The organism is Streptomyces filamentosus (genome assembly GCF_014654895.1).
Lineage (GTDB): Bacteria > Actinomycetota > Actinomycetes > Streptomycetales > Streptomycetaceae > Streptomyces > Streptomyces filamentosus.
Genome location: NZ_BNBE01000005.1, coordinates 23,556 through 49,462, shown reverse-complemented (window position 1 = coordinate 49,462; position 25,907 = coordinate 23,556). Strand labels below are relative to the sequence as shown.

The 25,907-nt window shown below is 73.1% G+C and carries 20 protein-coding genes and 2 pseudogenes; 13 read left to right on the top strand and 9 right to left on the bottom strand.

Going from position 1 to position 25,907, the window contains the following annotated elements; genetic code table 11:
* Positions 1-166: 166 nt before the first annotated feature.
* Positions 167-610, bottom strand: coding sequence for an SRPBCC family protein (locus IE326_RS39725; RefSeq protein WP_150235140.1), 444 nt, complete (start codon positions 608-610; stop codon positions 167-169).
* Positions 611-773: 163 nt separating this feature from the next.
* Between IE326_RS39725 and IE326_RS39720 the strand changes: the two genes are divergently transcribed.
* The 3 genes and pseudogenes from IE326_RS39720 to IE326_RS41990 form a co-directional block, all read left to right on the top strand.
* On the top strand, positions 774-1,802 hold the full coding sequence (locus IE326_RS39720; protein ID WP_190045098.1) for an Rv2578c family radical SAM protein: 1,029 nt from the start codon (positions 774-776) through the stop codon (positions 1,800-1,802).
* 226 nt (positions 1,803-2,028) lie between these two features.
* Complete coding sequence (locus IE326_RS39715; RefSeq protein ID WP_190045097.1) at positions 2,029-3,642, top strand: alpha/beta hydrolase; 1,614 nt, start codon at positions 2,029-2,031, stop codon at positions 3,640-3,642.
* A gap of 227 nt (positions 3,643-3,869) precedes the next feature.
* Positions 3,870-5,129 (top strand): annotated as a pseudogene (locus IE326_RS41990) (MFS transporter); the annotation flags it as partial.
* On the opposite strand, the gene IE326_RS39710 reads toward IE326_RS41990, so the two are convergent.
* Positions 5,094-5,711: a HEAT repeat domain-containing protein gene (locus tag IE326_RS39710; protein WP_373310412.1), complete on the bottom strand. Its 618-nt coding sequence runs from the start codon at positions 5,709-5,711 to the stop codon at positions 5,094-5,096. The pseudogene IE326_RS41990 and the gene IE326_RS39710 sit on opposite strands and share 36 nt — an antisense overlap.
* A 362-nt stretch (positions 5,712-6,073) precedes the next feature.
* Between IE326_RS39710 and IE326_RS39705 the strand changes: the two genes are divergently transcribed.
* From IE326_RS39705 to pssA, 9 genes and pseudogenes are all read left to right on the top strand, one after another.
* Positions 6,074-7,855 carry a 3-hydroxyacyl-CoA dehydrogenase family protein gene (locus tag IE326_RS39705; protein ID WP_150235149.1) on the top strand — a complete coding sequence of 594 codons (1,782 nt, stop codon included), beginning with the start codon at positions 6,074-6,076 and terminating at the stop codon, positions 7,853-7,855.
* Between the two features lie 82 nt (positions 7,856-7,937).
* Positions 7,938-8,816, top strand: coding sequence for a TetR family transcriptional regulator (locus tag IE326_RS39700; RefSeq protein WP_373310411.1), 879 nt, complete (start codon positions 7,938-7,940; stop codon positions 8,814-8,816).
* Positions 8,817-9,235: 419 nt separating this feature from the next.
* Entirely contained in the window at positions 9,236-10,573 is a 1,338-nt protein-coding gene (gene ccrA / locus IE326_RS39695) for a crotonyl-CoA carboxylase/reductase (protein ID WP_150235154.1), read from the top strand.
* A gap of 13 nt (positions 10,574-10,586) precedes the next feature.
* Positions 10,587-12,650, top strand: a pseudogene (locus IE326_RS39690) (ethylmalonyl-CoA mutase); the annotation flags it as partial.
* Positions 12,647-13,612 carry an HpcH/HpaI aldolase/citrate lyase family protein gene (locus IE326_RS39685; protein WP_030497083.1) on the top strand — a complete coding sequence of 322 codons (966 nt, stop codon included), beginning with the start codon at positions 12,647-12,649 and terminating at the stop codon, positions 13,610-13,612. The pseudogene IE326_RS39690 and the gene IE326_RS39685, both read left to right, overlap by 4 nt.
* A gap of 4 nt (positions 13,613-13,616) precedes the next feature.
* On the top strand, positions 13,617-14,141 hold the full coding sequence (locus IE326_RS39680; protein WP_150235159.1) for a MaoC family dehydratase: 525 nt from the start codon (positions 13,617-13,619) through the stop codon (positions 14,139-14,141).
* A 2-nt stretch (positions 14,142-14,143) separates the two neighbouring features.
* Positions 14,144-15,349 (top strand): acyl-CoA dehydrogenase family protein, encoded by a 1,206-nt coding sequence (locus tag IE326_RS39675; protein ID WP_190045094.1) that lies wholly within the window; start codon positions 14,144-14,146, stop codon positions 15,347-15,349.
* Between the two features lie 170 nt (positions 15,350-15,519).
* Complete coding sequence (locus IE326_RS39670; RefSeq protein ID WP_150235165.1) at positions 15,520-16,176, top strand: phosphatidylserine decarboxylase; 657 nt, start codon at positions 15,520-15,522, stop codon at positions 16,174-16,176.
* Positions 16,169-17,044 (top strand): CDP-diacylglycerol--serine O-phosphatidyltransferase, encoded by an 876-nt coding sequence (pssA, locus tag IE326_RS39665; RefSeq protein ID WP_030756906.1) that lies wholly within the window; start codon positions 16,169-16,171, stop codon positions 17,042-17,044. The genes IE326_RS39670 and pssA overlap by 8 nt, the downstream gene beginning before the upstream one ends.
* A gap of 98 nt (positions 17,045-17,142) precedes the next feature.
* On the opposite strand, the gene IE326_RS41790 is transcribed toward pssA, so the two are convergent.
* The 7 genes from IE326_RS41790 to IE326_RS39630 all read right to left on the bottom strand — a co-directional run bounded on the left by IE326_RS41790 (position 17,143) and on the right by IE326_RS39630 (position 24,410).
* Complete coding sequence (locus IE326_RS41790; protein ID WP_190045093.1) at positions 17,143-18,126, bottom strand: GNAT family N-acetyltransferase; 984 nt, start codon at positions 18,124-18,126, stop codon at positions 17,143-17,145.
* Positions 18,127-18,244: 118 nt separating this feature from the next.
* The gene (locus tag IE326_RS39655; protein WP_190045153.1) at positions 18,245-19,339 is read right to left on the bottom strand and encodes a winged helix DNA-binding domain-containing protein; all 1,095 of its coding nucleotides are present in this window, start codon (positions 19,337-19,339) and stop codon (positions 18,245-18,247) included.
* 129 nt (positions 19,340-19,468) lie between these two features.
* A complete protein-coding gene (locus IE326_RS39650; RefSeq protein WP_190045092.1) occupies positions 19,469-20,737 on the bottom strand; it encodes an ABC transporter substrate-binding protein in 1,269 nt (422 codons plus the stop codon).
* On the bottom strand, positions 20,734-21,801 hold the full coding sequence (locus tag IE326_RS39645; protein ID WP_150235171.1) for a branched-chain amino acid ABC transporter permease: 1,068 nt from the start codon (positions 21,799-21,801) through the stop codon (positions 20,734-20,736). Before IE326_RS39645 ends, IE326_RS39650 begins: the two co-directional genes overlap by 4 nt.
* Positions 21,794-22,684 (bottom strand): branched-chain amino acid ABC transporter permease, encoded by an 891-nt coding sequence (locus IE326_RS39640; RefSeq protein ID WP_150235173.1) that lies wholly within the window; start codon positions 22,682-22,684, stop codon positions 21,794-21,796. Before IE326_RS39640 ends, IE326_RS39645 begins: the two co-directional genes overlap by 8 nt.
* Positions 22,681-23,559: an ABC transporter ATP-binding protein gene (locus IE326_RS39635; RefSeq protein WP_229915921.1), complete on the bottom strand. Its 879-nt coding sequence runs from the start codon at positions 23,557-23,559 to the stop codon at positions 22,681-22,683. Before IE326_RS39635 ends, IE326_RS39640 begins: the two co-directional genes overlap by 4 nt.
* Complete coding sequence (locus IE326_RS39630; RefSeq protein WP_190045091.1) at positions 23,556-24,410, bottom strand: ABC transporter ATP-binding protein; 855 nt, start codon at positions 24,408-24,410, stop codon at positions 23,556-23,558. The genes IE326_RS39635 and IE326_RS39630 overlap by 4 nt, the downstream gene beginning before the upstream one ends.
* Positions 24,411-24,620: 210 nt before the next feature.
* On the opposite strand from IE326_RS39630, the gene IE326_RS39625 reads away from it, so the two are divergent.
* On the top strand, positions 24,621-25,820 hold the full coding sequence (locus tag IE326_RS39625; RefSeq protein ID WP_150235178.1) for a PucR family transcriptional regulator: 1,200 nt from the start codon (positions 24,621-24,623) through the stop codon (positions 25,818-25,820).
* Positions 25,821-25,907 lie beyond the last annotated feature (87 nt).

The window sequence follows — 25,907 nt, the reverse complement described above, 5'->3', positions numbered from 1 at the left end:
GCGGTACGGGCGGGCGGTGGTGCGGCGCGGGGTGAACGGAGGGGTACGGGGGCGCACTTGTGGCGCTCATCAGCGCCTTTGCGGAGCTCCCCGCGCCCCCTGGGCGCACTGGGCGCCGGTACGGGGGCGACGGGGAATCCACTCGAACCGGTGAACGCCCCGGGCGTTACTTCTCGGTCTCGGCCGCGAGGTTGGCGAGCACGGCGTCGTAGATCCGGGCGAGGCCCTTGGGGGCGAAGGCCCGCTCGAAGAAGCCGCCGATGCCGCCGGCGCCGTTCCAGACGGAGGTGACGACGGCGCGCGACCTGCCCTCGCCGGCCGGGGTCACGGTCCAGGTGGTGACCATGGAGGAGTTGCGGTCCTTCTCGACGAGCTGCCCGTCGGTGGGCTCGGTGACCTCCAGGAGGCAGTCACGGACGCGCTTGCTGGTGGCCTGGAGCTTCCAGTGGACGAGGGTGCCCTCGCCGTCGCCGCCCTCGCGCACCTCGTACTCGCTGAAGTGCTCGGGCAGCAGCTTCGCGCGCGCTCCGCTGTAGTCGGCCAGCGTGTCGAACACGGTCTCCGCGTCCGCCGCGATGATCCGTTCCGTCGTGGCCTCGACCTGCGCCATCGCATTTCCTCCAGCTGTCGTGGTTCGTCGGGGGGTGTGGGCCAAGCGAACCACGAGCCTCCCGGGGCGCGAAATCCGGGTTGCGACGATCAAGAGAACAGTTGTTCTATTCTGGAGCGGCTGGCAATCGAACAAGCGAACGAAGTCGATCGAGGAGGCGTCCATGCGCTGGGACCACCTGGGCACGGCCCCGCCCGCTCCCGCCGACGCGGCCCTGTTCGGCGCCGACGCCGTCACGACCCGTACCTTCGATACCCCCGAGTTCCGCGGCGTCACCTTCCACGAGATCCGCGCCCGCTCCATCCTCAACCGGGTCCCCGGCGCCTCCCGGATGCCCTTCGAGTGGACGGTGAACCCCTACCGGGGCTGCACCCACGCCTGTGTGTACTGCTTCGCCCGCCGGAGCCACGCCCACCTCGACCTCGACACCGGCCTCGGCTTCGACTCCCAGATCGTCGTCAAGGTCAACGCCGCCGAACTGCTCGCCCGCCAGCTCGCCTCCCCCCGCTGGCAGGGCGCCCACATCGCCATGGGCACCAACGTCGACTGCTACCAGCGGGCGGAGGGCCGGTACCGCCTCATGCCCGGCATCCTCACCGCGCTCCTCGACCGGGCCAACCCCTTCTCGCTGCTCACCAAGGGCACCCTGGTCCTGCGCGACCTGGACCTGCTGGTCCGGGCCGCCGAGGTCACCGAGGTCGGCGTCTCCGTCTCCGTCGGCTTCACCGACGAGGAGCTGTGGCGGACCCTCGAACCCGGCACGCCCGCCCCGCACCGCCGCCTGGACGTGGTCCGCGCCCTGGGCGAGCACGGCATCGGCTGCGCGGTCCTCATGGCGCCCGTCGTGCCCTTCCTCGGCGACTCCCCCGAGCAGCTGCGCGCCACCGTCCGCGCCGTCGCCGCGGCCGGCGCCGTCTCCGTCACCCCGCTCGTCCTCCACCTGCGCCCGGGCGCCCGCGAGTGGTTCACGGCCTGGCTCGCCCGCCACCACCCCCATCTGGTCGGCCGCTACGAGCGGCTGTACGCCGGCGGGGCCTACGCGCCGACCTGGTACCAGCGCCGGATCACCCGTCAGGTCCACGAGCTGGCCGCCGAGTTCGGCATCGGCCCGGCCCACCGGGACGGCCCGCGCCGGATCACCCGCCCCTCCCCCGCGCCCGCCGGAGGGCCGGAGCAGCTCACCCTCCTCTGAACCCGCCGGAGGGCCGGAACGGCTCACCCCTCTCCGCGCCCCCGGCGGAGGAACAGAACAGCCCGCCCCCCTCCGGGCCCCGGCGGAGGAACGGAACAGCCCGCCCTCCTCCAGACCCGCCGACACGCCGGAAGGTCACCTGACACGCCGTCACAGCACCCTCCTTTCGGGTCGATTACCGCCGCGGCAGGTCGTGTCCCGCGCCCCGCGGGGCACTGCACGCTCCATGACCACCCGCGCAGGAATGCTGATCGCCGCCGGGGCGCTGGTCGCCGGGACGGTCGCCGTCCCGCCCGCGTCCGCCGCGGGCGCCGGTGACCCGGCCCCCCGCCCCCTCCCCCCGCTCGCCTGGACCGACTGCGGCACCAAGGCGTACCCGAAGCTCCAGTGCGCCACCCTCCCGGTGCCGCTGAACCACGACGACCCGGCCGGCCGGAGCATCCGGCTCGCCCTCACCCGGGTCCCGCACACCGCGAAGACCTTCCAGGGCCCGCTGCTCGTCAACCCCGGCGGCCCGGGCGGCAGCGGCCGCGGCATGGCCGGTTACGTCGCCGCCTCGCTGCCCGCGAAGGTCGCCGCCCAGTACGACGTCATCGGCTTCGACCCGCGCGGCGTCGGGAAGAGCGAGCCCGCGCTCGACTGCCGGCCCGGCCACTTCGACCCGGTGCGCCCCGACTCGGTGCCGCGCGGCACCGAGGCCGAACGGACCGCGCTGGAGCGGGCCCAGGTCTTCGCCGCCGCCTGCGGCAAGAAGCACGCGGACCTGCTCCCGTACGTCGACACCGTCTCCGCCGCCCGCGACCTCGACCTGATCCGGCGGGCCGTGGACGCCGAGCGGATCAACTACCTGGGCTACTCGTACGGCACCTACCTGGGCGCCGTCTACGCCCGGCTGTACCCCGAGCGGGTGCGGCGGATGGCGCTGGACTCCGTGGTCAACCCGCACGGGGTCTGGTACGAGGACAACATCGCGCAGGACTACGCCTTCGACACCCGCCACAAGGACTTCATGGCGTGGGTGGCGAAGCACGACGGCGCCTACCGGCTAGGCGCGGACCCGGCGGCGGTCGAGGCCGCCTGGTACCGGATGCGCGAGGAGCTGCGCGACTCCCCGGCGGACGGCAGGGTCGGGCCCGGCGAGCTGGAGGACACCTTCCTGCCCGGCGGCTACTACGACGGCTACTGGCCCACGCTCGCGACCGCCTTCTCCGCGTACGTGAATGAGGGCGACCCGGCCCCGCTCACGGCCGCCTACGAGCGGTACGGCGAGGCCGACTCCGCCGCCGACAACGGCTACTCCGTCTACACCGCCGTCCAGTGCCGGGACGCCCCCTGGCCCCGGGACTGGAACGTGTGGCGGAAGGACACCTGGGACGTCCACGCCAAGGCGCCCTTCTCCACCTGGAACAACGCCTGGTACAACGCTCCGTGCGCGTTCTGGCCGGTGGAGCCGCTCACCCCGCCGGACGTGAGCAACGACCAGCTGCCGCCCGTCCTGGTCCTCCAGGCCACGGACGACGCCGCCACCCCGTACGAGGGCGGGCTCGCCCTGCACCGGATGCTGCACGGCTCCAGCCTGGTCGTCGAGGAGGGCGGCGGGAACCACGGCGTGACCCTCGCGGGCAACGACTGCCTCGACGACCACCTGGCCGCCTACCTCGCCACCGGCACCGTGCCGCGCGCCGAGGGCGGCGCCGAGGCCGACGCGGTCTGCGCCGCCCTCCCGGCCCCCGAGCCCGAGCCGAAGGCCGCGAAGGAGAAGACCGGGGAGAAGAAGGCCGCCGCCCGGGTCCTGCCCGCCGGGACGACCCTGCACGGCCTCCTCGGACACGTGCGCTGAACCGCCCGCGCCCCCGTCCCCGCGCCGCCGGTCCGGGGCGGGGACGGGGGCGACGGACGGAGAAGGGGCTGATACGTTGGCGCGCGTGTTCCCCTTCCGTGCGTAGGAGTCGGCGTCCCGACAACCGTGCCCCCGGGTCCGTCCCCGGCGCGGTGTCCCGTCGTCCCCGCACGCCCGGCGCGCGCCCCCAGGGCTGACGCGCGCCCTCTCCTCCGAGGAACACCTCCATGTCCGCATCGCCCCCTGCCGCCGCGCCCTCGTACGCGGCGGTCCTGCGCTTCCCGCACGCGCGCCGGACCTTCGGCGCCGCCCTGCTCGGGCGGCTCTCCAACGGCACGGCCCCGCTCTCGCTGCTGCTCTCCGTGAAGGAGTCGACCGGCTCGTACGCGACGGCCGGCACCGCGATGGCCGCCTTCGGGCTCGTCTCCGTGGTCCTCTCCCCGGTCCGGGCCTCGCTCGTCGACCGGTACGGCCCCGGCCGCGCCCTGCCGCCCCTGGTCCTCCTGTACGCGGCGCTGCTCGGCGTCCTGGCCGCGGCGTGCGCCCGGCCCGGCGTCCCGGGCGTCGTCCTGGTGGCGCTGTCCGGGGCGCTGGGCACGGCGACACCGCCGCTGGGGCCGGTGGTGCGGGCGCTGTGGAGCCGGCTGTTCACCGACCGGGACCTGCTGCGGCGGGCGTACAGCCTGGACACGGTGGCGGAGGAACTGCTCTTCGTCTCCGGCCCGCTGGTGGTGGGTCTGGTGCTCCTCGTGGCGGCACCGCCGGCCGGGCTCGTGCTGAGCGCGGCCCTGATCCTGACGGGCGGTCTGTTCTTCGCCTCCTCGCCGCCGGTCCGGTCCGTGCCCGGCGCCCAGGCGGCCCCGGCGGCCGGGTCCGCCGCCCGGGGGCGCTTCCCGCGCGGCCTCGGGAGCGCGGTGGCCGGGGCGGCGGCCCTGGGCCTGTGTCTGGGGGCGGTGGAACTGCTGGTGGTGGCCTTCTCGGACGCGGCCGGGCGGCCCGGCCTGGCGGCGTGGACCCTGTCGGCGCTCTCGGCGGGCAGCGCCGTCGGCGGTCTGCTGCTCGGGGCCGTGCCGTGGCGCGGTTCCCTCGCCGGTCCGCTCGCGGGGCGGCTGGCGCTCCTCGGGCTCGCGCTCGGCGCGGTGCTGGGGGCGACGGGGTTCGCTCCGCATCCGTACGTCCTGGTGGCCGGGGTGGCGCTGGGCGGGCTGTTCGTGGCGCCGGTGCTCACCACGGCGTACCTGCTGGCCGACGAGTCGGTCGCGGCGGAGCGCCGTACCCGGGCGGGCGCCTGGGTCAACACGGCCTTCAACGCGGGCTCCACGGCGGCGACCGCCGGGGCGGGGCTCCTGGTGGGCCGGCTCCCGCTCCCCCTCTGCTTCGTCCTGGCGGCGCTCGCGCCGGTCCTCGCCGGGCTCGCCGGGGTGCTCGCCGCGCTCCGGCGCCGGGGCGGGTCAGTCGCCGGGGCCTCCGAGGAGGGTGAGGGCGCGCTCGGCGGCGCGGCCGAGGCGGGGGTGCGGAAGGGCGGCTTCGAGGACGTCCCTGGCCAGCGGGTCGCCGAGCGCGCCGAGGCCCTCGACGCAGGCGAGGCCGACCCGCCAGTGGGGGTCTCCGGCCGCTAGCCGCCGCTCCAGGACGGTGACGAGGGCCGGGACGGACTCGGGGGCGCGCAGCCCGGCGAGGAGCCGGACCGGCAGGAGGGCGTAGGCGGCGCGGAGTTCGTTGGTGGCGAGGGCGGCGGCGGCCCGTGCGGTGCGCGGGTCGCCGAGCCGGACGAGGGCGTGGGCGGCGGTGACGCACCGCTCGGGGTCCCGGTGGTTGAGGAGGAGGACCAGGGCCTCGAAGGCGCGCGGGTCGCCGGTGACGCCGAGCCGGTAGGCGGCGATCTCGCGGGCCCAGAGCGGCTGTCCGGGGGCGGTGAGCCGGGTGTGGAGTTCTTCGGGATCGGTGGTGCGGGCGAGTTCTCCGAATGCGGCGGGAAGCGTTCCTCCGTCGTTCTCGATCTCGTCCCGCAATCGATCGATCATCGAGCAGAATTCGGGATCTTCGGAGATTCCCTCGGCTTTTTCCATGAATCCGAGGCTATCCGCGATCCACATCACATTTTCTCGACTTCCCAGGACTGGCGCGCTCGTTACCCGCCGGTTAATCTCAAGTGAGCGGGCAACCCCCGCACTTCCCGCCGCGGCCTGGTGACGCAGCCGCGGCGGACGCCGGTCGGTTCGGCAGTTCTCGACGTGGCCCAGGGACAGGGCTTTCGTCACCTTCCGCTTCTCCTTTCCTCCCGGGCCCATGCCGCCGCACACCGGGTCCGCATCTCCGTACGCCGCGGCGCCGCCCCCGTGCGGCCGGCCGCGCCCTCGGCATTTCCGCGCCCTTCCCTCCGCGCGCGCACCGCCCTCAGTCGTCACTTCTTCCTCCCAGGAGTCCCCTGATGGACACCCCTCTCTCCACCATCGCCGTCGTCGGTCTCGGCACCATGGGCACCGGCATCACCGACGTCCTCGTCCGGGCCGGCCGCGAGGTCGTCGGCATCGACGTCAGCGAGTCCGCGGCCGCCGGGGCCGTCGCCGCCCTGGAGGCGTCCACCGCCCGCGCGGTGGCCCGCGGACGCATCACCGAGGACGAGCGGCAGGACGCGCTGGCGCGCTTCCGCGTCTACTCGGACCTCCAGGCCGCCGCCTCGGCCGACCTGGTCATCGAGGTGGTCCCGGAGTCGTACGAGACCAAGCAGGAGGTCTTCCGGGCGCTGGACGGGATCGTCCGCCCGGACGCCATCCTCGCCACCGGCACCAACGCGCTGTCGGTGACCCGGCTCGCCTCCGGCTCGGCGCACCCCGAGCGCGTCCTCGGCCTGCACTTCTTCACGCCGGTCCAGGCCATGAAGCTGGTCGAGGTGGTCTCCTCGGTGCTGACCGACCCCCGGGCCGTGGACGCGGTCACCCGGCTGGCCCAGGACCTCGGCAAGGAGCCGGTGGCGGTCGGCGACCGGGCCGGTTTCATCGCGGACGGGCTGCTCTTCGGCTACCTCAACCAGGCCGCCGCCATGTACGAGGCCCGCTACGCCTCCCGCGAGGACATCGACGCGGCCATGAAGCTGGGCTGCGGCCTGCCGATGGGCCCGCTGGAGCTGCTCGACCTGGTGGGCGTCGACACCGCCCGTACCGTCCTCGACGCGATGTACCAGGCGTCCCACGACCGGCTGCACGCCCCCGCGCCGATCCTCAAGCAGCTCTCCGAGGCCGGTCTGACCGGCCGCAAGGCGGGGCGCGGCTTCTACACCTACGCGGCGCCGGGCTCGGCCGAGAAGGTCGCCGACGCCCTGACCCCGGCGGCCTCGGACGCCGGCGGCGCGGGCCGCGAGGTCCGCTCGGTGGGCGTGGCGGGCTCGGGCACGATGGCCTCGGGCATCGCCGAGGTCTTCGCCAAGGCCGGGTACGACGTGGTCCTCGCGGCCCGCTCGCAGGAGAAGGCGGACGCGGCCAAGGCGTACATCGCCAAGTCGCTGGAGCGCTCGGTGGGCCGGGGCCGGATGACCGGCGAGGCCCGCGACGAGACGCTGGCCCGGATCGTCCCGGCCGGTTCCCTGGACGCCTTCGCCGAGGTGGACCTGGCGGTCGAGGCGGTCGCCGAGGACCTGGGGATCAAGCAGGAGCTGTTCGCCCGTCTGGACAAGATCTGCAAGCCGGGCGCGGTGCTCGCCACCACGACCTCCTCGCTGCCGGTGGTGGCCTGTGCCAAGGCCACCACGCGCCCGCAGGACGTCATCGGCATGCACTTCTTCAATCCGGCGCCGGCGATGAAGCTGGTCGAGATCGTCCGGACGGTCCTGACCGCCGACGACGTGCACGCCACCGTCCGCGAGGTCACCGCGAAGATCCGCAAGCACGGCGTGGACTGCGGCGACCGGGCCGGCTTCATCGTGAACGCGCTGCTGTTCCCGTACCTGAACAACGCGGTGAAGATGGTCCAGGAGCACTACGCGACGCTGGACGACATCGACACGGCGATGAAGCTGGGCGGCGGCTACCCGATGGGCCCGTTCGAGCTGCTCGACGTGGTCGGCCTGGACGTGTCGCTGGCCATCGAGAAGGTGCTGCACCGCGAGTTCCGCGACCCGGGCCTGGCCCCGGCCCCCCTCCTGGAGCACCTGGTGGCCGCCGGCTGCCTGGGCCGCAAGACGGGGCGCGGCTTCCGCGAATATGCCCGGCGCTGAGTCCGGCGAGTCCCCGCGGGGGTGGGGCGGGCTCCTGGAGCCCGCCGGCGGCCCGCCCCCGCGGGCGCACGCACCTGCACGGATGCAGTACGTTCGGGTCATGCCCAAGGCCGTGAAGACACCCCGTGCCACCTCCCCCTCCGACGCTCAGGAGAGCCCGGCGGGGACCCGTGCCGCCGCACAGCGGCTGAAGATGCGGCGGGAGCTGGCGGCCGCCGCGATGGAGCTCTTCGCGACCAAGGGGTACGAGGCCACCACCGTCGACGAGATCGCGGCGGCGGCCGGGGTGGCCCGGCGGACCTTCTTCCGCCACTTCCGGTCCAAGGAGGAGGCGATCTTCCCGGACCACGACGACACGCTGGTCCGGGCGGAGGCGGTGCTGAACGCGGCCCCGCCGCACGAGCACCCGCTCGACACGGTGTGCCGGGGCATCAAGGAGGTCATGAAGATGTACGCGGGCGCTCCCGCGATCTCCGTGGCCCGCTACCGGCTGACCCGCGAGGTGCCGACGCTGCGCGAGCGCGAGATCGCCTCGGTGGCCCGCTACGAGCGGCTCTTCACCCGCTATCTGCTGGGCCACTTCGACGAGCGGGACCACCACGACGGCAACGACGACCCGCTGCTCGCCGAGGTGGCGGCCTCGGCGGTGGTCACCGCCCACAACCACGTGCTGCGGCGCTGGCTGCGGGCGGGCGGCCAGGGGGACGTGGAGGCCCAGCTCGACCACGCCTTCGCGATCGTCCGGGAGACCTTCGGGACGGGCATAGGCGCGGGCCGGCCTGCCCCTTCCGCCGCGCAGCCGGCATCGTCGGCACAGCCCGCCGGGGAGCCCGCCGCGGTCGCGGCGGCGCCCGCGGCGCGGGTCTCGGCCTCCGGTGACGTGGTGGTCGCCGTGGCCCGTATTGACGCTCCGCTGGACGAGGTCATGCGGACCATCCAGCAGGCACTGACGAAGGGCTGAGGCGCCCTCCTCCCGCACCTTCGAAGGTCCGAAACGAGGGCCGCCCCCGGTTTCCCGGGGGCGGCCCTCTTCGCGTTCTCCCAGCTCAGGGGCCCGTTCGATCGATCATCGCTCATCTGCGGACACCTTTTCACTTCTGAGAGAAATTGTTGGCACGCAGTGCCTTGTCACGTGACACGGCGTGCCATACGTTGAAGTCGTCCGGGCGGTCGGAGCGCGGTGAAAGACCCCTCTCCGACTGTCCCCACGACCCCTCAAGGCCGTGTCGCCCGGACGCCTGCGTCACAGGCACCCCTCGCGCCCCACCCGGCGCAGCCACGCACCACCCGGCCGAACCGACGGCACACCTCCACAGCAGCAGTACTCCCGACGCAACCCTCAGACGTCCGCTCCCGGACGCTCTCCGCCGGAGGCACCCCGTGAAGGAAATCCTGGACGCGATCCAGTCGCAGGACGCCACGTCCGCCGACTTCGCGAACATCAAGCTCCCCGAGTCGTACAAGGCCGTCACCGTCCACAAGGACGAGGCCGAGATGTTCGCCGGCGTCGCCAGCCGCGACAAGGATCCCCGCAAGTCGCTCCACCTCGACCAGGTGCCGCTCCCCGAGCTCGGCCCGGGCGAGGCGCTCGTCGCCGTCATGGCCAGCTCCGTGAACTACAACTCGGTCTGGACCTCGATCTTCGAGCCCGTCTCCACCTTCGGCTTCCTGGAGCGCTACGGCCGCCTCTCCGAGCTGACCAAGCGCCACGACCTGCCGTACCACGTCATCGGCTCCGACCTCGCGGGCGTCGTGCTGCGCACCGGCCCCGGCGTCAACGCCTGGAACCCCGGCGACGAGGTCGTCGCCCACTGCCTCTCGGTCGAGCTGGAGTCCTCGGACGGCCACAACGACACCATGCTCGACCCCGAGCAGCGGATCTGGGGCTTCGAGACCAACTTCGGCGGCCTGGCCGAGATCGCGCTGGTCAAGTCCAACCAGCTGATGCCGAAGCCGAAGCACCTCAGCTGGGAGGAGGCGGCGGCCCCCGGCCTCGTCAACTCCACCGCCTACCGCCAGCTGGTCTCGCGCAACGGCGCCGGCATGAAGCAGGGCGACAACGTCCTCATCTGGGGCGCCAGCGGCGGCCTCGGCTCGTACGCCACCCAGTTCGCGCTGGCCGGCGGCGCCAACCCGATCTGCGTCGTCTCCTCCCCCGAGAAGGCCGACATCTGCCGGTCCATGGGCGCCGAGGCGGTCATCGACCGCAACGCCGAGGGCTACAGGTTCTGGAAGGACGAGCGGACCCAGGACCCGCGCGAGTGGAAGCGCTTCGGCTCCAAGATCCGCGAGTTCACCGGCGGCGAGGACATCGACATCGTCTTCGAGCACCCGGGCCGCGAGACCTTCGGCGCCTCCGTCTACGTCACCCGCAAGGGCGGCACCATCACCACCTGCGCCTCGACCTCGGGCTACATGCACGAGTACGACAACCGCTACCTGTGGATGTCGCTGAAGCGGATCATCGGCTCGCACTTCGCCAACTACCGCGAGGCGTGGGAGGCCAACCGCCTGATTGCCAAGGGCAAGATCCACCCCACGCTGTCGAAGACGTACACGCTGGAGGAGACCGGCCAGGCGGCGTACGACGTCCACCGCAACCTCCACCAGGGCAAGGTCGGCGTCCTCGCGCTCGCCCCCCAGGAGGGCCTCGGCGTCCGCGACGAGGAGCTGCGGGCCCAGCACATCGACGCCATCAACCGCTTCCGCAACATCTGACCTCCGGGGACCGCACATGACTGAGCGCCAGAAGGACCGGCCGTGGCTCATGCGGACCTACGCCGGTCACTCGACCGCCGAGGCGTCCAACGAGCTGTACCGGCGCAACCTCGCCAAGGGGCAGACGGGTCTGTCGGTCGCCTTCGACCTGCCGACCCAGACGGGCTACGACCCCGACCACGTCCTCGCCCGCGGCGAGGTCGGCCGGGTCGGCGTCCCGGTCTCGCACCTCGGCGACATGCGCCGGCTGTTCCAGGACATCCCCCTGGAGCAGATGAACACCTCGATGACCATCAACGCCACGGCGATGTGGCTCCTGGCGCTCTACCAGGTGGCCGCCGAGGAGCAGGGCGCGGACATCGCCAAGCTCCAGGGCACCACCCAGAACGACATCGTGAAGGAGTACCTGTCGCGCGGGACGCACGTCTTCCCGCCCGGCCCCTCGCTCCGCCTCACGACGGACATGATCGCGTACACGGTCAACAACATCCCGAAGTGGAACCCGATCAACATCTGCAGCTACCACCTGCAGGAGGCGGGAGCCACCCCGGTCCAGGAGATCGCGTACGCGATGTCCACCGCCCTCGCGGTCCTCGACTCCGTCCGCGACTCGGGCCAGGTGCCCGAGGAGCGGTTCGGCGAGGTCGTCGCCCGCATCTCCTTCTTCGTGAACGCGGGCGTCCGCTTCATCGAGGAGATGTGCAAGATGCGCGCCTTCGGCCGCATCTGGGACAAGCTCACGCTGGAGCGGTACGGCATCCAGGACGCCAAGCAGCGGCGCTTCCGCTACGGCGTCCAGGTCAACTCGCTCGGCCTCACCGAGGCCCAGCCGGAGAACAACGTCCAGCGGATCGTCCTGGAGATGCTGGCCGTCACCCTCTCCAAGGACGCCCGCGCCCGCGCCGTCCAGCTCCCCGCCTGGAACGAGGCCCTGGGCCTCCCCCGGCCCTGGGACCAGCAGTGGTCGCTGCGGATCCAGCAGGTCCTCGCCCACGAGTCGGACCTGCTGGAGTACGAGGACATCTTCGCCGGCTCGCACGTCGTCGAGGCCAAGGTCGACGCCCTCGTCGACGAGTGCCTGGCCGAGATCGAGCGCATCCAGGAGATGGGCGGCGCCATGGCCGCCGTCGAGTCCGGCTACCTCAAGGCCCAGCTCGTCTCCTCGCACGCCGAGCGGCGGGCCCGGATCGAGTCCGGCGAGGACAAGATCGTCGGCGTCAACGTCTTCGAGACCACCGAGCCCAACCCGCTCACCGCCGACCTCGACACCGCGATCCAGACCGTCGACCCGGCCGTCGAGGCCCGCGTCGTCTCCGCCCTCGGCCGCTGGCGCGCCGAGCGGCAGGAGTCCACGGACCGGCAGGGCAACGGCGACCCGTTCGTCTTCCCCACCACCCAGCAGGCCCTGGAGCAGCTCAAGGAGGCCGCCCGGGGCACCGAGAACCTCATGGAGGCCACCCTGGAGTGCGCCCGCGCCGGCGTCACCACCGGCGAGTGGGCCGGGGCGCTGCGCGAGGTCTTCGGCGAGTACCGCGCCCCCACCGGCGTCTCCTCCGCCCCGGTCGCCGTGCCGGCCGAGGCGGGCTCCCCGATGGCCGAGGTCCGCCGCAAGGTCGACCGCACCGCCGAGGACCTGGGCATCGGCAAGCTCCGCTTCCTGGTCGGCAAGCCCGGCCTGGACGGCCACTCCAACGGCGCCGAGCAGATCGCCGTCCGGGCCCGCGACGCCGGGTTCGAGGTGGTCTACCAGGGCATCCGGCTCACCCCCGAGCAGATCGTGGACGCCGCCCTGGAGGAGGACGTGCACGCGGTGGGCCTGTCGATCCTCTCCGGCTCGCACGCCCAGCTGGTCCCCGACGTCCTCGACCGCCTCAGGGACGCCGGCGCGACCGACATCCCCGTGATCGTCGGCGGCATCATCCCGAACGCCGACGGCGAGGAACTGCGCCGCGCGGGCGTCGCGGCCGTCTTCACGCCGAAGGACTTCGGCATCACCGAGATCATCGGCCGTATCGTCGACGAGATCCGGAAAGCCCACAAGCTCAGCCCCCTTGAATGTACGGAGGTCCCCGCATGACCAGCCCCGTGAACCGGTTGCGTCCCCGCCGCTCCTGCCTCGCGGTGCCCGGCTCCAACCCGCGCTTCCTGGAGAAGGCCCAGGGCCTCGCCGCCGACCAGGTCTTCCTCGACCTGGAGGACGCCTGCGCCCCGCTGGCCAAGCCCGAGGCCCGGCACACCATCGTGAAGTTCCTGAACGAGGGCGACTGGACCGGCAAGACCCGCGTGGTCCGCGTCAACGACTGGACGACCCACTGGACGTACCGCGACGTCGTCACCGTCGTCGAGGGCGCCGGCCAGAACCTCGACTGCATCATGCTGCCGAAGGTCCAGGACGCCCAGCAGATCGTGGCGCTCGACCTGCTGCTGACCCAGATCGAGAAGACGATGGGCTTCGAGGTCGGCAAGATCGGCATCGAGGCGCAGATCGAGAACGCGCAGGGCCTGAACAACGTCAACGCCATCGCGCAGGCCTCGCAGCGCGTCGAGACGATCATCTTCGGCCCGGCCGACTTCATGGCCTCCATCAACATGAAGTCCCTCGTGGTCGGCGAGCAGCCGCCCGGCTACCCGGCGGACGCCTACCACCACATCCTGATGAGCATCCTGATGGCGGCCCGCGCCAACAACCTCCAGGCGATCGACGGCCCCTACCTCCAGATCCGCAACCAGGAGGGCTACCGCGCGGTCGCGCAGCGCGCCGCCGCCCTGGGCTTCGACGGCAAGTGGGTGCTCCACCCGGACCAGGTCGCCGCCGCGAACGAGATCTTCTCGCCCTCGCAGGAGGACTACGACCACGCCGAGCTGATCCTCGACGCGTACGACTACTACACCTCCGAGGCGGGCGGGAAGAAGGGCTCCGCGATGCTCGGCGACGAGATGATCGACGAGGCCTCCCGCAAGATGGCCCTGGTCATCTCCGGCAAGGGCCGCGCCGCCGGCATGCAGCGCACCAGCAAGTTCGAGATCCCGGAGGCGTAGGGCCATGCAGTTCGGACGTACCTATGAGGAGTTCGAGGTCGGTGCGGTCTACAAGCACTGGCCCGGGAAGACGGTCACCGAGTACGACGACCACCTCTTCTGTCTGCTCACCATGAACCACCACCCGCTGCACATGGACGTGAACTACGCGGAGAACACGACCGACTTCAAGCGGAACGTGGTGGTCGGCAACTACATCTACTCGCTGCTGCTCGGCATGTCCGTGCCGGACGTCTCCGGCAAGGCCATCGCCAACCTGGAGATCGAGTCGCTGCGGCACGTGGCGCCGACCTTCCACGGCGACACGATCTACGGCGAGACCACCGTCCTCGACAAGACCCCGTCGAAGTCGAAGACCGACCGCGGCATCGTGTACGTCGAGACCAAGGGCTACAAGCAGGACGGCACCCTGGTCTGCGTCTTCCGCCGCAAGGTGATGGTCCCGACCGCCGAGTACACCGACGCGCGCGGCGGCGAGCAGCCGGGCCGCCCCGAGCTCATCGAGCCTTCCAAGAAGCCGGAGAAGTAGTCATGGCGCGACTCGCCCAGACCCACGGTCTGACCGACGTCCAGCAGGAGATCCTCGCCACCGTGCGGGACTTCGTCGACAAGGAGATCATCCCGGTCGCGACCGAGCTGGAGCACCGCGACGAGTACCCGCAGGCGATCGTGGACGGGCTCAAGGAGCTCGGCGTCTTCGGTCTGATGATCCCCGAGGAGTACGGGGGCCTGGGCGAGTCGCTGCTCACCTACGCGCTGTGCGTGGAGGAGATCGCCCGCGGCTGGATGTCGGTCTCCGGCATCATCAACACCCACTTCATCGTCGCCTACATGCTGAAGCAGCACGGCACGCAGGAGCAGAAGGAGTACTTCCTCCCGCGGATGGCGGCCGGCGAGACGCGCGGCGCGTTCTCGATGTCGGAGCCGGGACTGGGCTCGGACGTGTCGGCCATCACCTCGAAGGCGGTGAAGGACGGCGACGAGTACGTCCTGAACGGCCAGAAGATGTGGCTGACGAACGGCGGCACGTCCACGCTGGTCGCCGTCCTCGTCCGGAGTGACGAAGGCCACCCGGAGGGCACCGCGCCCCACAAGTCGATGACGACCTTCCTCGTGGAGAAGGAGCCGGGCTTCGGCGAGGTGCGTCCCGGCCTCACCATCCCCGGCAAGATCGACAAGATGGGCTACAAGGGGGTCGACACCACCGAGCTCATCATGGACGGCCTGCGCATTCCGGCCAATCGGGTCCTCGGCGGGGCCACCGGGCGAGGGTTTTACCAAATGATGGACGGCGTCGAGGTCGGCCGCGTGAACGTGGCGGCCCGTGGTTGCGGCGTCGCACAGCGTGCTTTCGAACTGGGTGTCCAGTACGCCCAGCAGCGTCACACTTTCGGAAAGCCGATCGCCCAGCACCAGGCGATCCAGTTCAAGCTGGCCGAAATGGCTACCAAGGTCGAGGCCGCTCATGCCATGATGGTGAACGCAGCACGCAAAAAGGACTCCGGGGAACGAAACGACCTCGAAGCGGGGATGGCGAAGTACCTCGCCTCCGAATACTGCAAGGAGGTCGTGGAGGATGCCTTCCGCATTCACGGCGGCTACGGGTTCTCGAAGGAGTACGAGATCGAGCGGCTCTACCGCGAGGCGCCGATGCTGCTCATCGGTGAAGGTACCGCCGAGATCCAGAAAATGATCATTGGCCGCCGCCTGCTGGAGGAGTACCGCTTCCAGGGCTGATTGTCGGTTTTGAGTCGATAAGGCCGCGAAGAAGATCACACCCCGTGTTCATCTTCCGGCCGTCGACTCGGTTCCTGGCTTGCCCAGTTGCGCCCCGCAACCGATAGCATCGGCCGGAAAGCCGCCGTCCCCCGTTGCCAGCGCGGCATCATCCGCTACGAAGGTCATCCATGCCCCACAGCCCAGACTCTGCACACCGCGACAGCCTCAAGGGCGCACGCATCGCACGCGGAGCGTCGCCGTGGCTCCTGCCGACCGTCGCCACGGCGGCGCTCAGCCTCGCGCGCTCCGGCCGCTCGAAGCGCGCCCGGGCCATCGCCGTGCCGACCACCGCGCTCGCGGCCGGCATGCTGTGGTTCTTCCGCGACCCCGAGCGCGAGATCGCCCAGGGCCGCGTCATCTCCCCGGCCGACGGCGTGGTGCAGAGCATCATGCCGTGGAAGGACGGGCGCACCCGGGTCGCCATCTTCATGAGCCCGCTCAACGTGCACGTCAACCGTGCGCCGCTGGCCGGCACGGTGACCTCGGTGGAGCACGTGCCCGGCGGCTTCGTCCCGGCCTTCAACAAGGAGTCCGAGAACAACGAGCGCGTCGTCTGGCACTTCGACACCGAGCTCGGCGACATCGAGATGGTGCAGATCGCGGGTGCCGTGGCGCGGCGCATCGTGCCGTACATCCCGCAGGGGACGAAGGTCGAGCAGGGTGACCGGATCGGTCTGATCCGCTTCGGCTCGCGCGTCGACATCTACCTCCCGGAGGGTGTCGAGGTCGCCGTCGAGGTCGGTCAGACCACGACCGCGGGGGTGACTCGCATTGACCGTGATTGATCCCGACACACGTGCCGCCGACTGGGCCGCCGACGCCGAGGCGGAGGGGGCCGAGGAGGCGGAGGAGATGCCGCTGTCGCTGAGGCTGTCCATAGCGGACGCCCTCACGCTCGGTAACGCCACGTGTGGCTTCATGGCGGTGTACTTCACCACCACGGGCATCCTCATCCCGCACCTCACCGGCAGCACGGAGACGGGCATGGCGCGCAACAGCGCCGCGACCGCCGTGATACTGATGCTGTGCGCGGCGATCTTCGACCTCTTCGACGGCATCGTGGCGCGCAAGCTCCGCAGCTCGCCGATGGGCGCCGAACTCGACAACCTGTCGGACCTGATCAGCTTCGGTCTGGCCCCGGCCTACTTCGTGCTCGTCTACGGCATGGTCGCGGACGACGCGCAGCAGAAGGTCTCGGCGGTCGCCGCGATCGTGGTGCTGCTCGCGGTGGTGCTGAGGCTGGCGCGGTTCTCCTGCGTGACGATGAAGGACGGCATGTTCCAGGGCATGCCGAGCCCCTTCGGCGCGCTGACCGTGGTCTCGATCATCCTGCTCGAACTCCCCTTCATCCCGACGCTGCTCGCGATCATCGGCACGGCGTGGCTGATGGTGAGCCGGGTCGAGTACCCGAAGCCGCGGGGCGTCCTCGCGGCGGCGATGCTCAGCTGGATCGTCGGGGCGATGGCCATGCTGGCCGCCTGGGCCTTCGACGCGCCGGGCGGGCAGTTCCTGCTCCAGACCGGCTGTGCCCTCCAGGTCGTGCTGGGCGCCGTGATCCCCCTCTTCGCGACGGCCCGCCGCGTCAACACCTTCCGCGGCAACCGCCGCGAGAGCCGGGAGGCACGGCAGGCGGAGGCGGCGCAGCTGCGCTGACCCGCCGGCCGTACGGAACGGGTGAAGGGCCCGGAAGCACTCGCTTCCGGGCCCTTCGTCATGCCGCCGTTCGCCATGCCGCCGTCGGACCGGGGCCGTCAGACCAGGCGCTTGTAGTAGAGGGTGGTGGCCCGGAGGGTGCCGGCCGGATCGGCGGCGTACTCGGGGATCCGGCCGGCCGGCGTCCAGCCCGCGCCCCGGTAGAGGCGCTCGGCGGGGCTGTCGGTCTGGGTGTCCAGGACGAGGAGGGTGAGGCCGGTGGCGGCGGCGCGGGCCTCGGCGGCGGCCAGCAGCCGGCGGCCGAGCGCCCGGCCGCGGGCCGCGCGGTGGACGAGGAGCCGGGCTATCTCGCCGCGGTGCCGCCCGTTGGCGGTGGCGGTGCGCAGGAGGGTGACGGCGCCGGTGACGGAGCCGTCCGGCCCGAAGGCCGCCCACACCTCCCGGTCCCCGGCGACGCCGGTCCACCAGGCGGCCGCCTCCGCGGGGTCCAGGGGCGCGAGGAAGCCGACGGAGGCGCCGTCGTCGACGGCGTCCACGAGGAGCGCGCCGAGACCGGCGGCGTGGGCCCGTACGGCGTCGGGGGCGAGGAGCTCGACGCGGTCCCCCGGGGCGAGCCGCTTCTCCAGGAAGACCAGCCCCGGCCGGTCCTCCCAGGGCGCGGCGGGCTCGAAGCCCAGCTTGCGGTAGAGCGCGAGGGGGCCCTCGCGCCACTCCCAGACGGTGAGCCGCACGGCCGGGGCGCCCGCCGCGGCGGCCCGGCGCAGCGCCTCCCCCATCAGCGCGGCGGCGAGCCCCCGGCCGCGGGCCGACGGCTCGACCCACACCCGCTTGACCTCGGGCACCGGCCCGGCCTTCAGGACCAGGCAGCCGGCCGGTTCCCCGGCGTCCCCCGCGGTGGCGAGCAGGACGGTGTCGGCGGCGAAGGCGGCGACGGGGTCCTCGGCCTCCGCCCGGCGGGCGGGCGGCAGGTCGGCGGGGACGGTCGAGACGGTGCCCTTCTCGGTCTCGGTCGCCAGGTGGTAGGCGGTGAGCAGGGCGGGCAGCCGGGGGTGTGCGGCGTTCTCCTCGATCATCACGTTCATGCCCCCGAGCATCACACCGCCAGGTTTCGGACAGGTGACGTGCGGCCCGGGGCGGGGCCCGGGGACGGCCGGGGCGGGGTTCAGGGGGCGGTTCAGGGCAACGGCCCGGGGCGGCGGTTCAGGGTGCGTCGAGCGCGACCCGGTCGCTCTCCCGGCCGGTCAGGAAGGCGGCCAGTGCGCCGCCCTCCTCCGTCACCTCGGCCCGCTCCGCCCGGGAGAGGCGGCGGAGCGGGGTGACGGCGACGGTGTCCCCGCGCAGGGTCCAGGTGGCCGAGACCCGGCCGTCCACGAGCACGACGCGCTCGCCGGCGACGGACAGGCCGCGGTGGGCGTCGTCGATGATCCGGCTCCGGTCCTGGTAGCCGAGGATCGCGTTGTCGAAGGCGGGCAGGAAGCGGACCGGGGCGGGGGTGTCCGGGTCGGGGCGGGGCGCGTCCGGGAGGTCCAGCAGCTCGCGGCCCCGCTCGTCGCGGAAGGCGACGAGCTCCTCCCGTGCGGCCTTGACGGCGGCGGGCAGCCCGGTGAGGCCGCACCAGGCGCGCAGGTCGCTGGAGGAGGCGGGGCCGTGGGCGGCGAGGTAGCGGCGGAGCAGGGCCTGGCCGACCGGGTCGGCGGGGTCCTCGGGGAGCGGCGGGACCTCGCGGCCCAGCCAGGCGGCGAGGGTCTGGTTGCGGACCCCGGCGCGGGAGCCCCACAGGCCGCGCGGGGGCAGCTGGACCATCGGGATCACGCCCGAGACGAGGAGTTCGCCGAGGGGCCGGCGCGGGCGGTCCGGCCAGCGGTCGGCGACCGCCCCGACGAGTTCGGCCGTGGTGCGGGGGGTGCCGTCGGCCATCACCGCGCGGCCCGCGGCGGCCAGCGCGTCGGGGTCGATGCCGGCGAGTTCGTCGCGGTAGACGGTGAGGACCTTGGTGCGGAGCATGGTGGCGTGGCGGGCGTGCCAGGCCAGCGCGTCCTCTGCGGCGACGAGGTGGATGGTGCGGCGCATCAGGGGGAGGCGGACGAGCGCGCGGCCGGTCAGGAGGGCGTCCAGGATCTCCGGGCGGAAGTCCCGGGTCCGCGACCAGAGCCCGATGAACGGTTCCTGCGGTTCCTGGGCCTGCATCCCGCCGAGCCGGGTGACGACGTCGAGGGCGGGGGCGTCGGTGCGGGCGAGGAGGAACTGGCGGGCGAGGGCGGCGCGGCCCAGGGCGCGGGCGTCGAGGACGGTCATGCGGATCACGCTCCCACGGAAAGAGGACGGATCCCGTCCTCTTTCCGTGCGCGTCGCGCGCGGCCCCGGGGAGCCGCGTGCGCCTCGCGCACCCGCCCCCGGGAGCGGGGCGTCGGCAGGGCCCCCGGCTCAGGGGGTGTAGTCCTCCGCCGCCGGGGAGACGAAGGGCTGCCGGACGGTGCTCATGCCGCCGGGCGCCTTCTTGTCGGGCCGGAGGATGACGGACTGGCGGGAGGAGGGCGACTTCGGGTCGGTGAAGTCGTGGGTCATGCCGAAGCCGGGGTCGTGGGCGCTCAGGATGAGGAGCGCCTTGGCGACGCCCTCCCGGGTGAGGTCCTCCTGCTCGCACGCCTTCCGCAGGATCTCGCCGAAGGCCGACGCCGCGGTCCAGCCGGCGACGACGCCGTTGTCGAGGCCGTCGCCGGGGTAGGCGGCGGCGTAGTCGGCGGCGAGCTTCTTCGCGGCGGGGACGTCGGCGCCGATGGGGAGGCTCGGGGAGGCGAACCAGTACATCTTCTCCAGGGCCGGTCCGGCCTGCGTGCCGAGGAGCTGGGGCGCGAAGGCCGAGTTGTTGCCGACGACGGGGACGCGCAGCCCGGTCGCGGCGGCCACGCCGACGAGGGAGGCGGCCTGGCGGGGTCCCGCGCTGACCAGGACCGCCTTCACCCCCGCCTGCTTGAGGGCGGCGACCTGCGCGGACATGTCGTTGTCGGTCGGCTTGATCTTCTGCTCGACGATCGTGAGCCCGGCCTTCCCCGCGGCGTGCTTCGCGCCCTTGAGGGCGTTCTCGCCGTAGTCGCCCTCGAAGTAGACGTGGCCGATCCGGTCGCCCTTCCTCAGGCCCTTGTCGGTGACGAGGAAGTCGACCGCGTTGATGGTCTCGATGTCGTAGGTGGCGCCGAGGACGCGGATGTACGGGGAGCCGAGGAGCGACGCCGACCACGCCTGGGGCATGACCAGGCCCTTGTCCTGGCCGTCGACGCGCTGCTTGACGGCGGCGACGAACGGGGAGCCGATGAACTGGGCGTAGCCGATGACCTTCGGCTCCAGCTCGGTGTAGGCGGCGAGCGCCTTCTGCGGGTCGTAGCCGTGGTCGCGGACGGTCAGCTCCAGCTTCCGGCCGCAGATGCCGCCGGCGGCGTTGACCTGCTTCACGTACAGCTGCTGGGCCTGGGTGACGCTCTTGCCGAGGGTGGCGTAGACACCGGTCATGTCGGTGAGCGCGCCGAGCGCGATGGTGGTGTCGGTGACGCCCTCGCCGGTCTTGATCCCGCCCGAGCCGGTCTCCTTGCCGTCGCCGGTCTTCGCCTTGGAGCTGCAGCCGGCGGCGGTGAGCGCGACCAGGGCGGCGAGCGCCGCGGCGAGGCCCCGCACGGCCGCCTGTCGTCTGTGCTTCATCGTGACTCCCCTGAGGGTCGGTGGATCGGGGTTCGCGCGACGAGCCTCGCGAGGCCGCCGGGCAGGAAGAGGACGACGCCGACGACGGCGGCGCCGTAGAGGTAGCGGGCGGCCTCGCCGGGGGCGACGCCGCCGGTGCCGGGGGCGGAGACCAGCGGCAGGGCCTCGGCGTACCGGCCCAGGAGCTGGGGCAGCAGGGCGACGAAGACCCCGCCCGCGACGGCCCCGGCGACGGAGCCGAGCCCGCCGATGACGATCATCGCGAGGTACTCCAGGGAGAGCGCCATGCCGAAGTACTCGGGCACGGTCCGCTGGAAGACCAGGGCGAGCAGGACGCCGGCCAGGCCCGCGTACATGGAGGAGAGGACGAAGACGGCGGCCCGGTGCCGGGCGACCGGGATGCCGAGGACGCCGGCGGCGATCCGGTGGTCTCGGATGGCGTTCATGGCCCGCCCGGGGCGGCCCCGGAGCACCCCGCGGGCGAACGCCACCCCGCCCAGGAGGAGGGCGAGCCCCAGGTACCAGAGCTTCTCGACGGAGCCGAACGGCACCTGGAGGACGAGGAGTTCGGTGTCGTCGAAGGTGAGGCCGAAGAGGTTCAGCGGGGGGACGGCCCGCCCGTTGTAGCCGCCGGTGAGGCCGTGGGCGTTGAAGAGGACGTGCTGGCCGATGAAGATCAGCGCGAGGGTGGCGATGCCGAGGTACGCGCCGTGCAGCCGGCCCGCGATGGGGCTGAACGCCCCGCCCGCGAGGCCCGCGAGGCCGACGGCGAGGACGGCGGCGAGCCAGCCGGGCAGGCCGAGGCCGGAGAGCCCGTCGGTGCCGTCGCCGGCGAGGGCGCAGTAGCCGTAGGCGCCGACGGCGAGGAAGAAGGCATGGCCCATGGAGAGCTGGCCGGTGGCGCCGGTGAGGAGGTTGATGCCGACGGCGCCGATGGCGGCGGCGATGGCGAAGAGGCCGGCCTGGAGCCAGAACCGCTCCAGGTAGAAGGGGAGGGCGAGCAGGACGAGGCCGGCGGCGGCGTACGCGTACGCCTTCGCGGGGATTCCGCGGCGCTCAGACACGGGCGAGCTCCTTGGTGCCGAAGAGGCCGGCCGGGCGGATCAGCAGCACCGCGACCATCACCAGGTACGGAGCGAGGTCGCCGATGCCCCGGCCGAGGAAGGCCAGGTCGGTCTGGTAGCCGGTGGCGAGGGACTCGGTGACGCCGACGATCAGCCCGCCGGCGAGGGCGCCCGTGGTGGAGTCGAGGCCGCCGAGGATCGCGGCGGGGAAGGCCTTGAGGGCGGCGAGCGCGGTGCCGCGCTCCAGGCCGGGGGTGGGGAAGACGGTGAGGAAGAGCGCGGCGACGGCGGCCAGCGCTCCGGCGACCGCCCAGGCGCCCAGCGAGACCCGGCCCAGCCGGACGCCCATCAGCGCGGCGGTCTCCTGGCTCTCGGCGGCGGCCCGCATGGCCACCCCCCAGGAGGTGTGCCGGAAGGCGAGGAGGAAGGCGGTGATGAGGAGGGCGGCGGCGAGCAGGGCGGCGATGCGGGTCTCGGCGATCGTCACCGGGCCGAGGGTGACGACGGCGTCGCCCCACGGGTCGCCGAGGGCGAGGATGTCGGTGCCGATCCGGCGGGTGAGTTCGGTGGCGAGGAGGATGTCGACCCCGATGGTGACGATGGCGAGGACGCTGTGGTCGGCGCCCCGGTGGCGGCGCATCACCAGGAACTCGACGGCCGCGCCGACGACGGCCGCGCCCGCGGTCCCGGCGGCCAGCGCGGGCCAGAAGCCGAGCGGTTCGTGGAGGACCGCGACGAAGTAGCCGCCGGCGAGGAGCAGCGAGGCGTGGGCGAAGTTGACGACCTCGGTGGCACGGAAGATGACGACGAAGCCGAGGGCGATGAGGGCGTAGACGGAGCCCAGCGAGAGCCCGTTGATGAGGAACTCGGCGAAGGTGCTCACGCGGCGGCCTCCTCTCCGAGGTAGGCGCGGACGACCGCCGGGTCGTCCTGTACGTCGGCGGGGGCGCCGTCCGCGATCCGGCGGCCGAAGTCGAGGACGGTGACGGTGTCGGCGAGCCGCATGACCAGGCCCATGTCGTGCTCGACGAGCAGCACGGAGATGCCGAGGCCGTCGCGGACGCCGGCGATGACGTCGGCGGTGCGCCGGCGTTCGTCGGCGGTCATGCCGGCGACGGGTTCGTCGAGGAGCAGCAGGGTGGGCTCCATGCAGAGGGCGCGGGCCAGTTCGGCGAGCTTCCGCTGTCCGTACGGGAGCGAGCCCGCGGGCCGCCCGAGCCGGTCGCCGAGGCCGACGAAGTCGGCGATCTCCCGGACCCTGGCCCGGTGCCGGGCCTCCTCGCGGGCGGCGGACGGCAGCCGGAGCCCGGCGGCGAGGAAGCCGGTGCGGATGAGCCGGTGGCGGCCCAGCATGAGGCTGTCCTCGACGGTGGCGCGCGGCGGCAGGGCGAGGTTCTGGAAGATCCGGCCGACGCCGAGGCCCGCGATCCGGTGCGGGGGCAGGCCGGTCAGCTCGTGCGCGCCGAGCCGCACGGAGCCGGAGGCGGCCCGGTACACCCCGGAGAGGACGTTGAAGCAGGTGGACTTGCCCGCGCCGTTGGGCCCGATGAGGGCGTGCACGGTCCCAGGCCGCACGGTGAAGTCGACGCCGTCGAGGGCGGTGAGCCCGGCGAAGCGGACGGTGAGGCCGGTGACGGTGAGGGCGGGGACGTCGGGGCGGTGGGCGCGGGCCGGGGCCGGCGCCCCGGGGCCGGTGGCGGCCTCCGCGGCGACGGCCGGGTCGTCCGGGGTCTTCCCCGGCGGTGGTGCGGTGCTCATCGGTTCTCCTTGCGGCGCGGGCCCGGGACGGGGGTCCGGGTCCCTTCGTCCCAGCGGGACAGGACGGGGTGGGCGGTCCTGGCGGGGGCGTCCCCGGCCGCGCCGGCGTCGCCGACGCCGAGGTAGCGGCGGCGCACCTCGTCGGAGGCGGCGAGTTCGGCCGCCGGGCCGGAGAGGGTGACCTCGCCGACCTCCAGGACGTACGCGTGGGAGGCGAGCCGCAGGGCGAGGGCGGCGTTCTGCTCGACCAGCAGGACGGCCGTGCCCTGGGCGTTGATCTCCCGGATCGCGTCCGCGATCCGGGCCGCCATCAGCGGGGCGAGGCCGAGCGAAGGCTCGTCCAGGAGCAGCAGCTCCGGCGCGGCCATCAGGGCCCGGCCGACGGCGAGCATCTGCTGTTCGCCGCCGGAGAGCAGGCCGGCGGGCTGCCGGGCGCGGTCCGCAAGGACGGGGAAGAGCGTGTGGACCCGGCGCAGGGCGGCGGCCTTCGCGGCGCGGTCGCCGCGGCGGGCGAGCCCGCCGGCCCGCAGGTTGTCCTCGACCGTCATGCGGGCGAAGACCTGCCGGCCCTCGGGGACCTGGCAGACGCCGGCGGCGACGACCCGGTCCGGGGTCAGTCCGCCGAGCGGCCGGCCGGCCGCGGCGACCGTGCCGGAGACGACGTCCCCGCCGTGGAAGCGCAGGGTGCGCGAGACCGCCCGCAGCAGGGTGGACTTGCCCGCGCCGTTGCCGCCGAGGACGGTGACGACCGCGCCGGCGGGCACGGTCAGCGACACGCGCCTGAGCGCGCGCACCGGTCCGTATCCCGCCGTCAGGTCCTCCACCGTCAGGGCGGGTGCGGTACCTCCCATGAACTCCCCTTTCCGCGGCCGCCGTTGTTACCGGTGCGTGCTACTCGGCCGTTCGGTGGCGCTCACCCCAGCACCGGGCCGGACCGTCCGTCCACGCCCGGCGGGAGAAACGCTGCCGGTGACCAGCGGGGCCGCCGGGGCGCTGTGCACGCGCACAACGCTGCGCGTCAGGGCGTTGCCGTGGGGCCCGGGGCGGTGGATGCTCCCGGCATGGGACGGCGCAGACGGCGGACCGGTGACGACTGGAAGGTGCTCGCGCGGGCGTGCACGGCGCTTCTGGAGCGGGTGCCGGAGCTGGTGGACGAGCATCTGACGGAGCTGCACGCGTACGAGCCCGCCTACGGGCGGATCGTGCCCTACGACCAGCACTGGCAGGAGGCTCAGGAGGCGATGCGGATCGGGATCGAGATGATCTCGGCGCCCCGGCACTCGCCCCGGCGGGACCTGGAGCACGCGGAGCTGCTGGGCCGGCGGCGGGCCGAGCAGGGCATGCCGCTGGAGCTGGTGGTGCACGCGTACCGGCACGCCGGGCACCTGGTGTGGGACGCGCTGATCGAGGGCGCGGGCCCGGACGCGGCCCAGCTGGCGGCGCTGATGCAGTCGGCGACGACGGTCTGGTCGGCGGTGGACGCGCAGGCGGACCGCGCCTCGGAGGCGTACCGGGCGACCGAGGCGGAGCTGCGGCGCCGGACGGACGAGCAGTTGCAGGCGCTCCTGGACGCGCTGTTGCAGGGGCAGCGGGCACCGGAGATGGTGGCGCGGGCGGCGGCAGGCCTGGACCTGCCGGAGCAGGGCCGGTACGCGGTGGTGGTCCTGCGCCCGGACCGCCGGGAGGAGCGGGAGCCCTTCCACCGCCAGGTGCGGGCGGAGGGGCTGCGGTTCCTGTGGCGGATGCGGGCCGACTGCGAGATCGGGGTGGTGGCGCTGGACGACGGGACGGGCCTCGACGCGCTGGCGGACCTCCTCGACGGGCGGGCCCCGGGCCCCGGCGGCATCAGCCCGGTCGTCACGGGCCTCACCGAGCTGGGCCGCGCCCGGCGCCTCGCCGAACTGGCCCTGCGCACCTGCCCGTCCGGCTCCCGCCAGGTCGTCCGCCTGGACCGGCGCATGACGGGCGCGCTGATCGTGGGCCAGCCGGACCTGGCGGAGCTCCTCGTCACGGACGTCCTCGGCGGCCTCCTCGAACTGGATCCGGCGGACCGGGCGGTGCTCCTGGAGACGCTGGACGCGTGGCTGGAGTGCGAGGGTTCGGCGGGCCGGGCGGCGGGACGTCTGTACTGCCACCGCAACACGGTCTTCAACCGGCTGCGGCGGCTTGAGCAGTTGACGTCCCGGTCGCTGTCCCGGCCGCGGGACCTCACGGAGATGACCTTGGCACTGGACGCGTTCCGGCTGACCTCGTCGGGGTGAGGCGTGGCGTCCGGGCCTTCTCCGTCCACGGCCCCGCCGGAGCCGCCCGGTCCGGGAAGGACGCCCGTGCCCGCCCGGGTGGTGGTC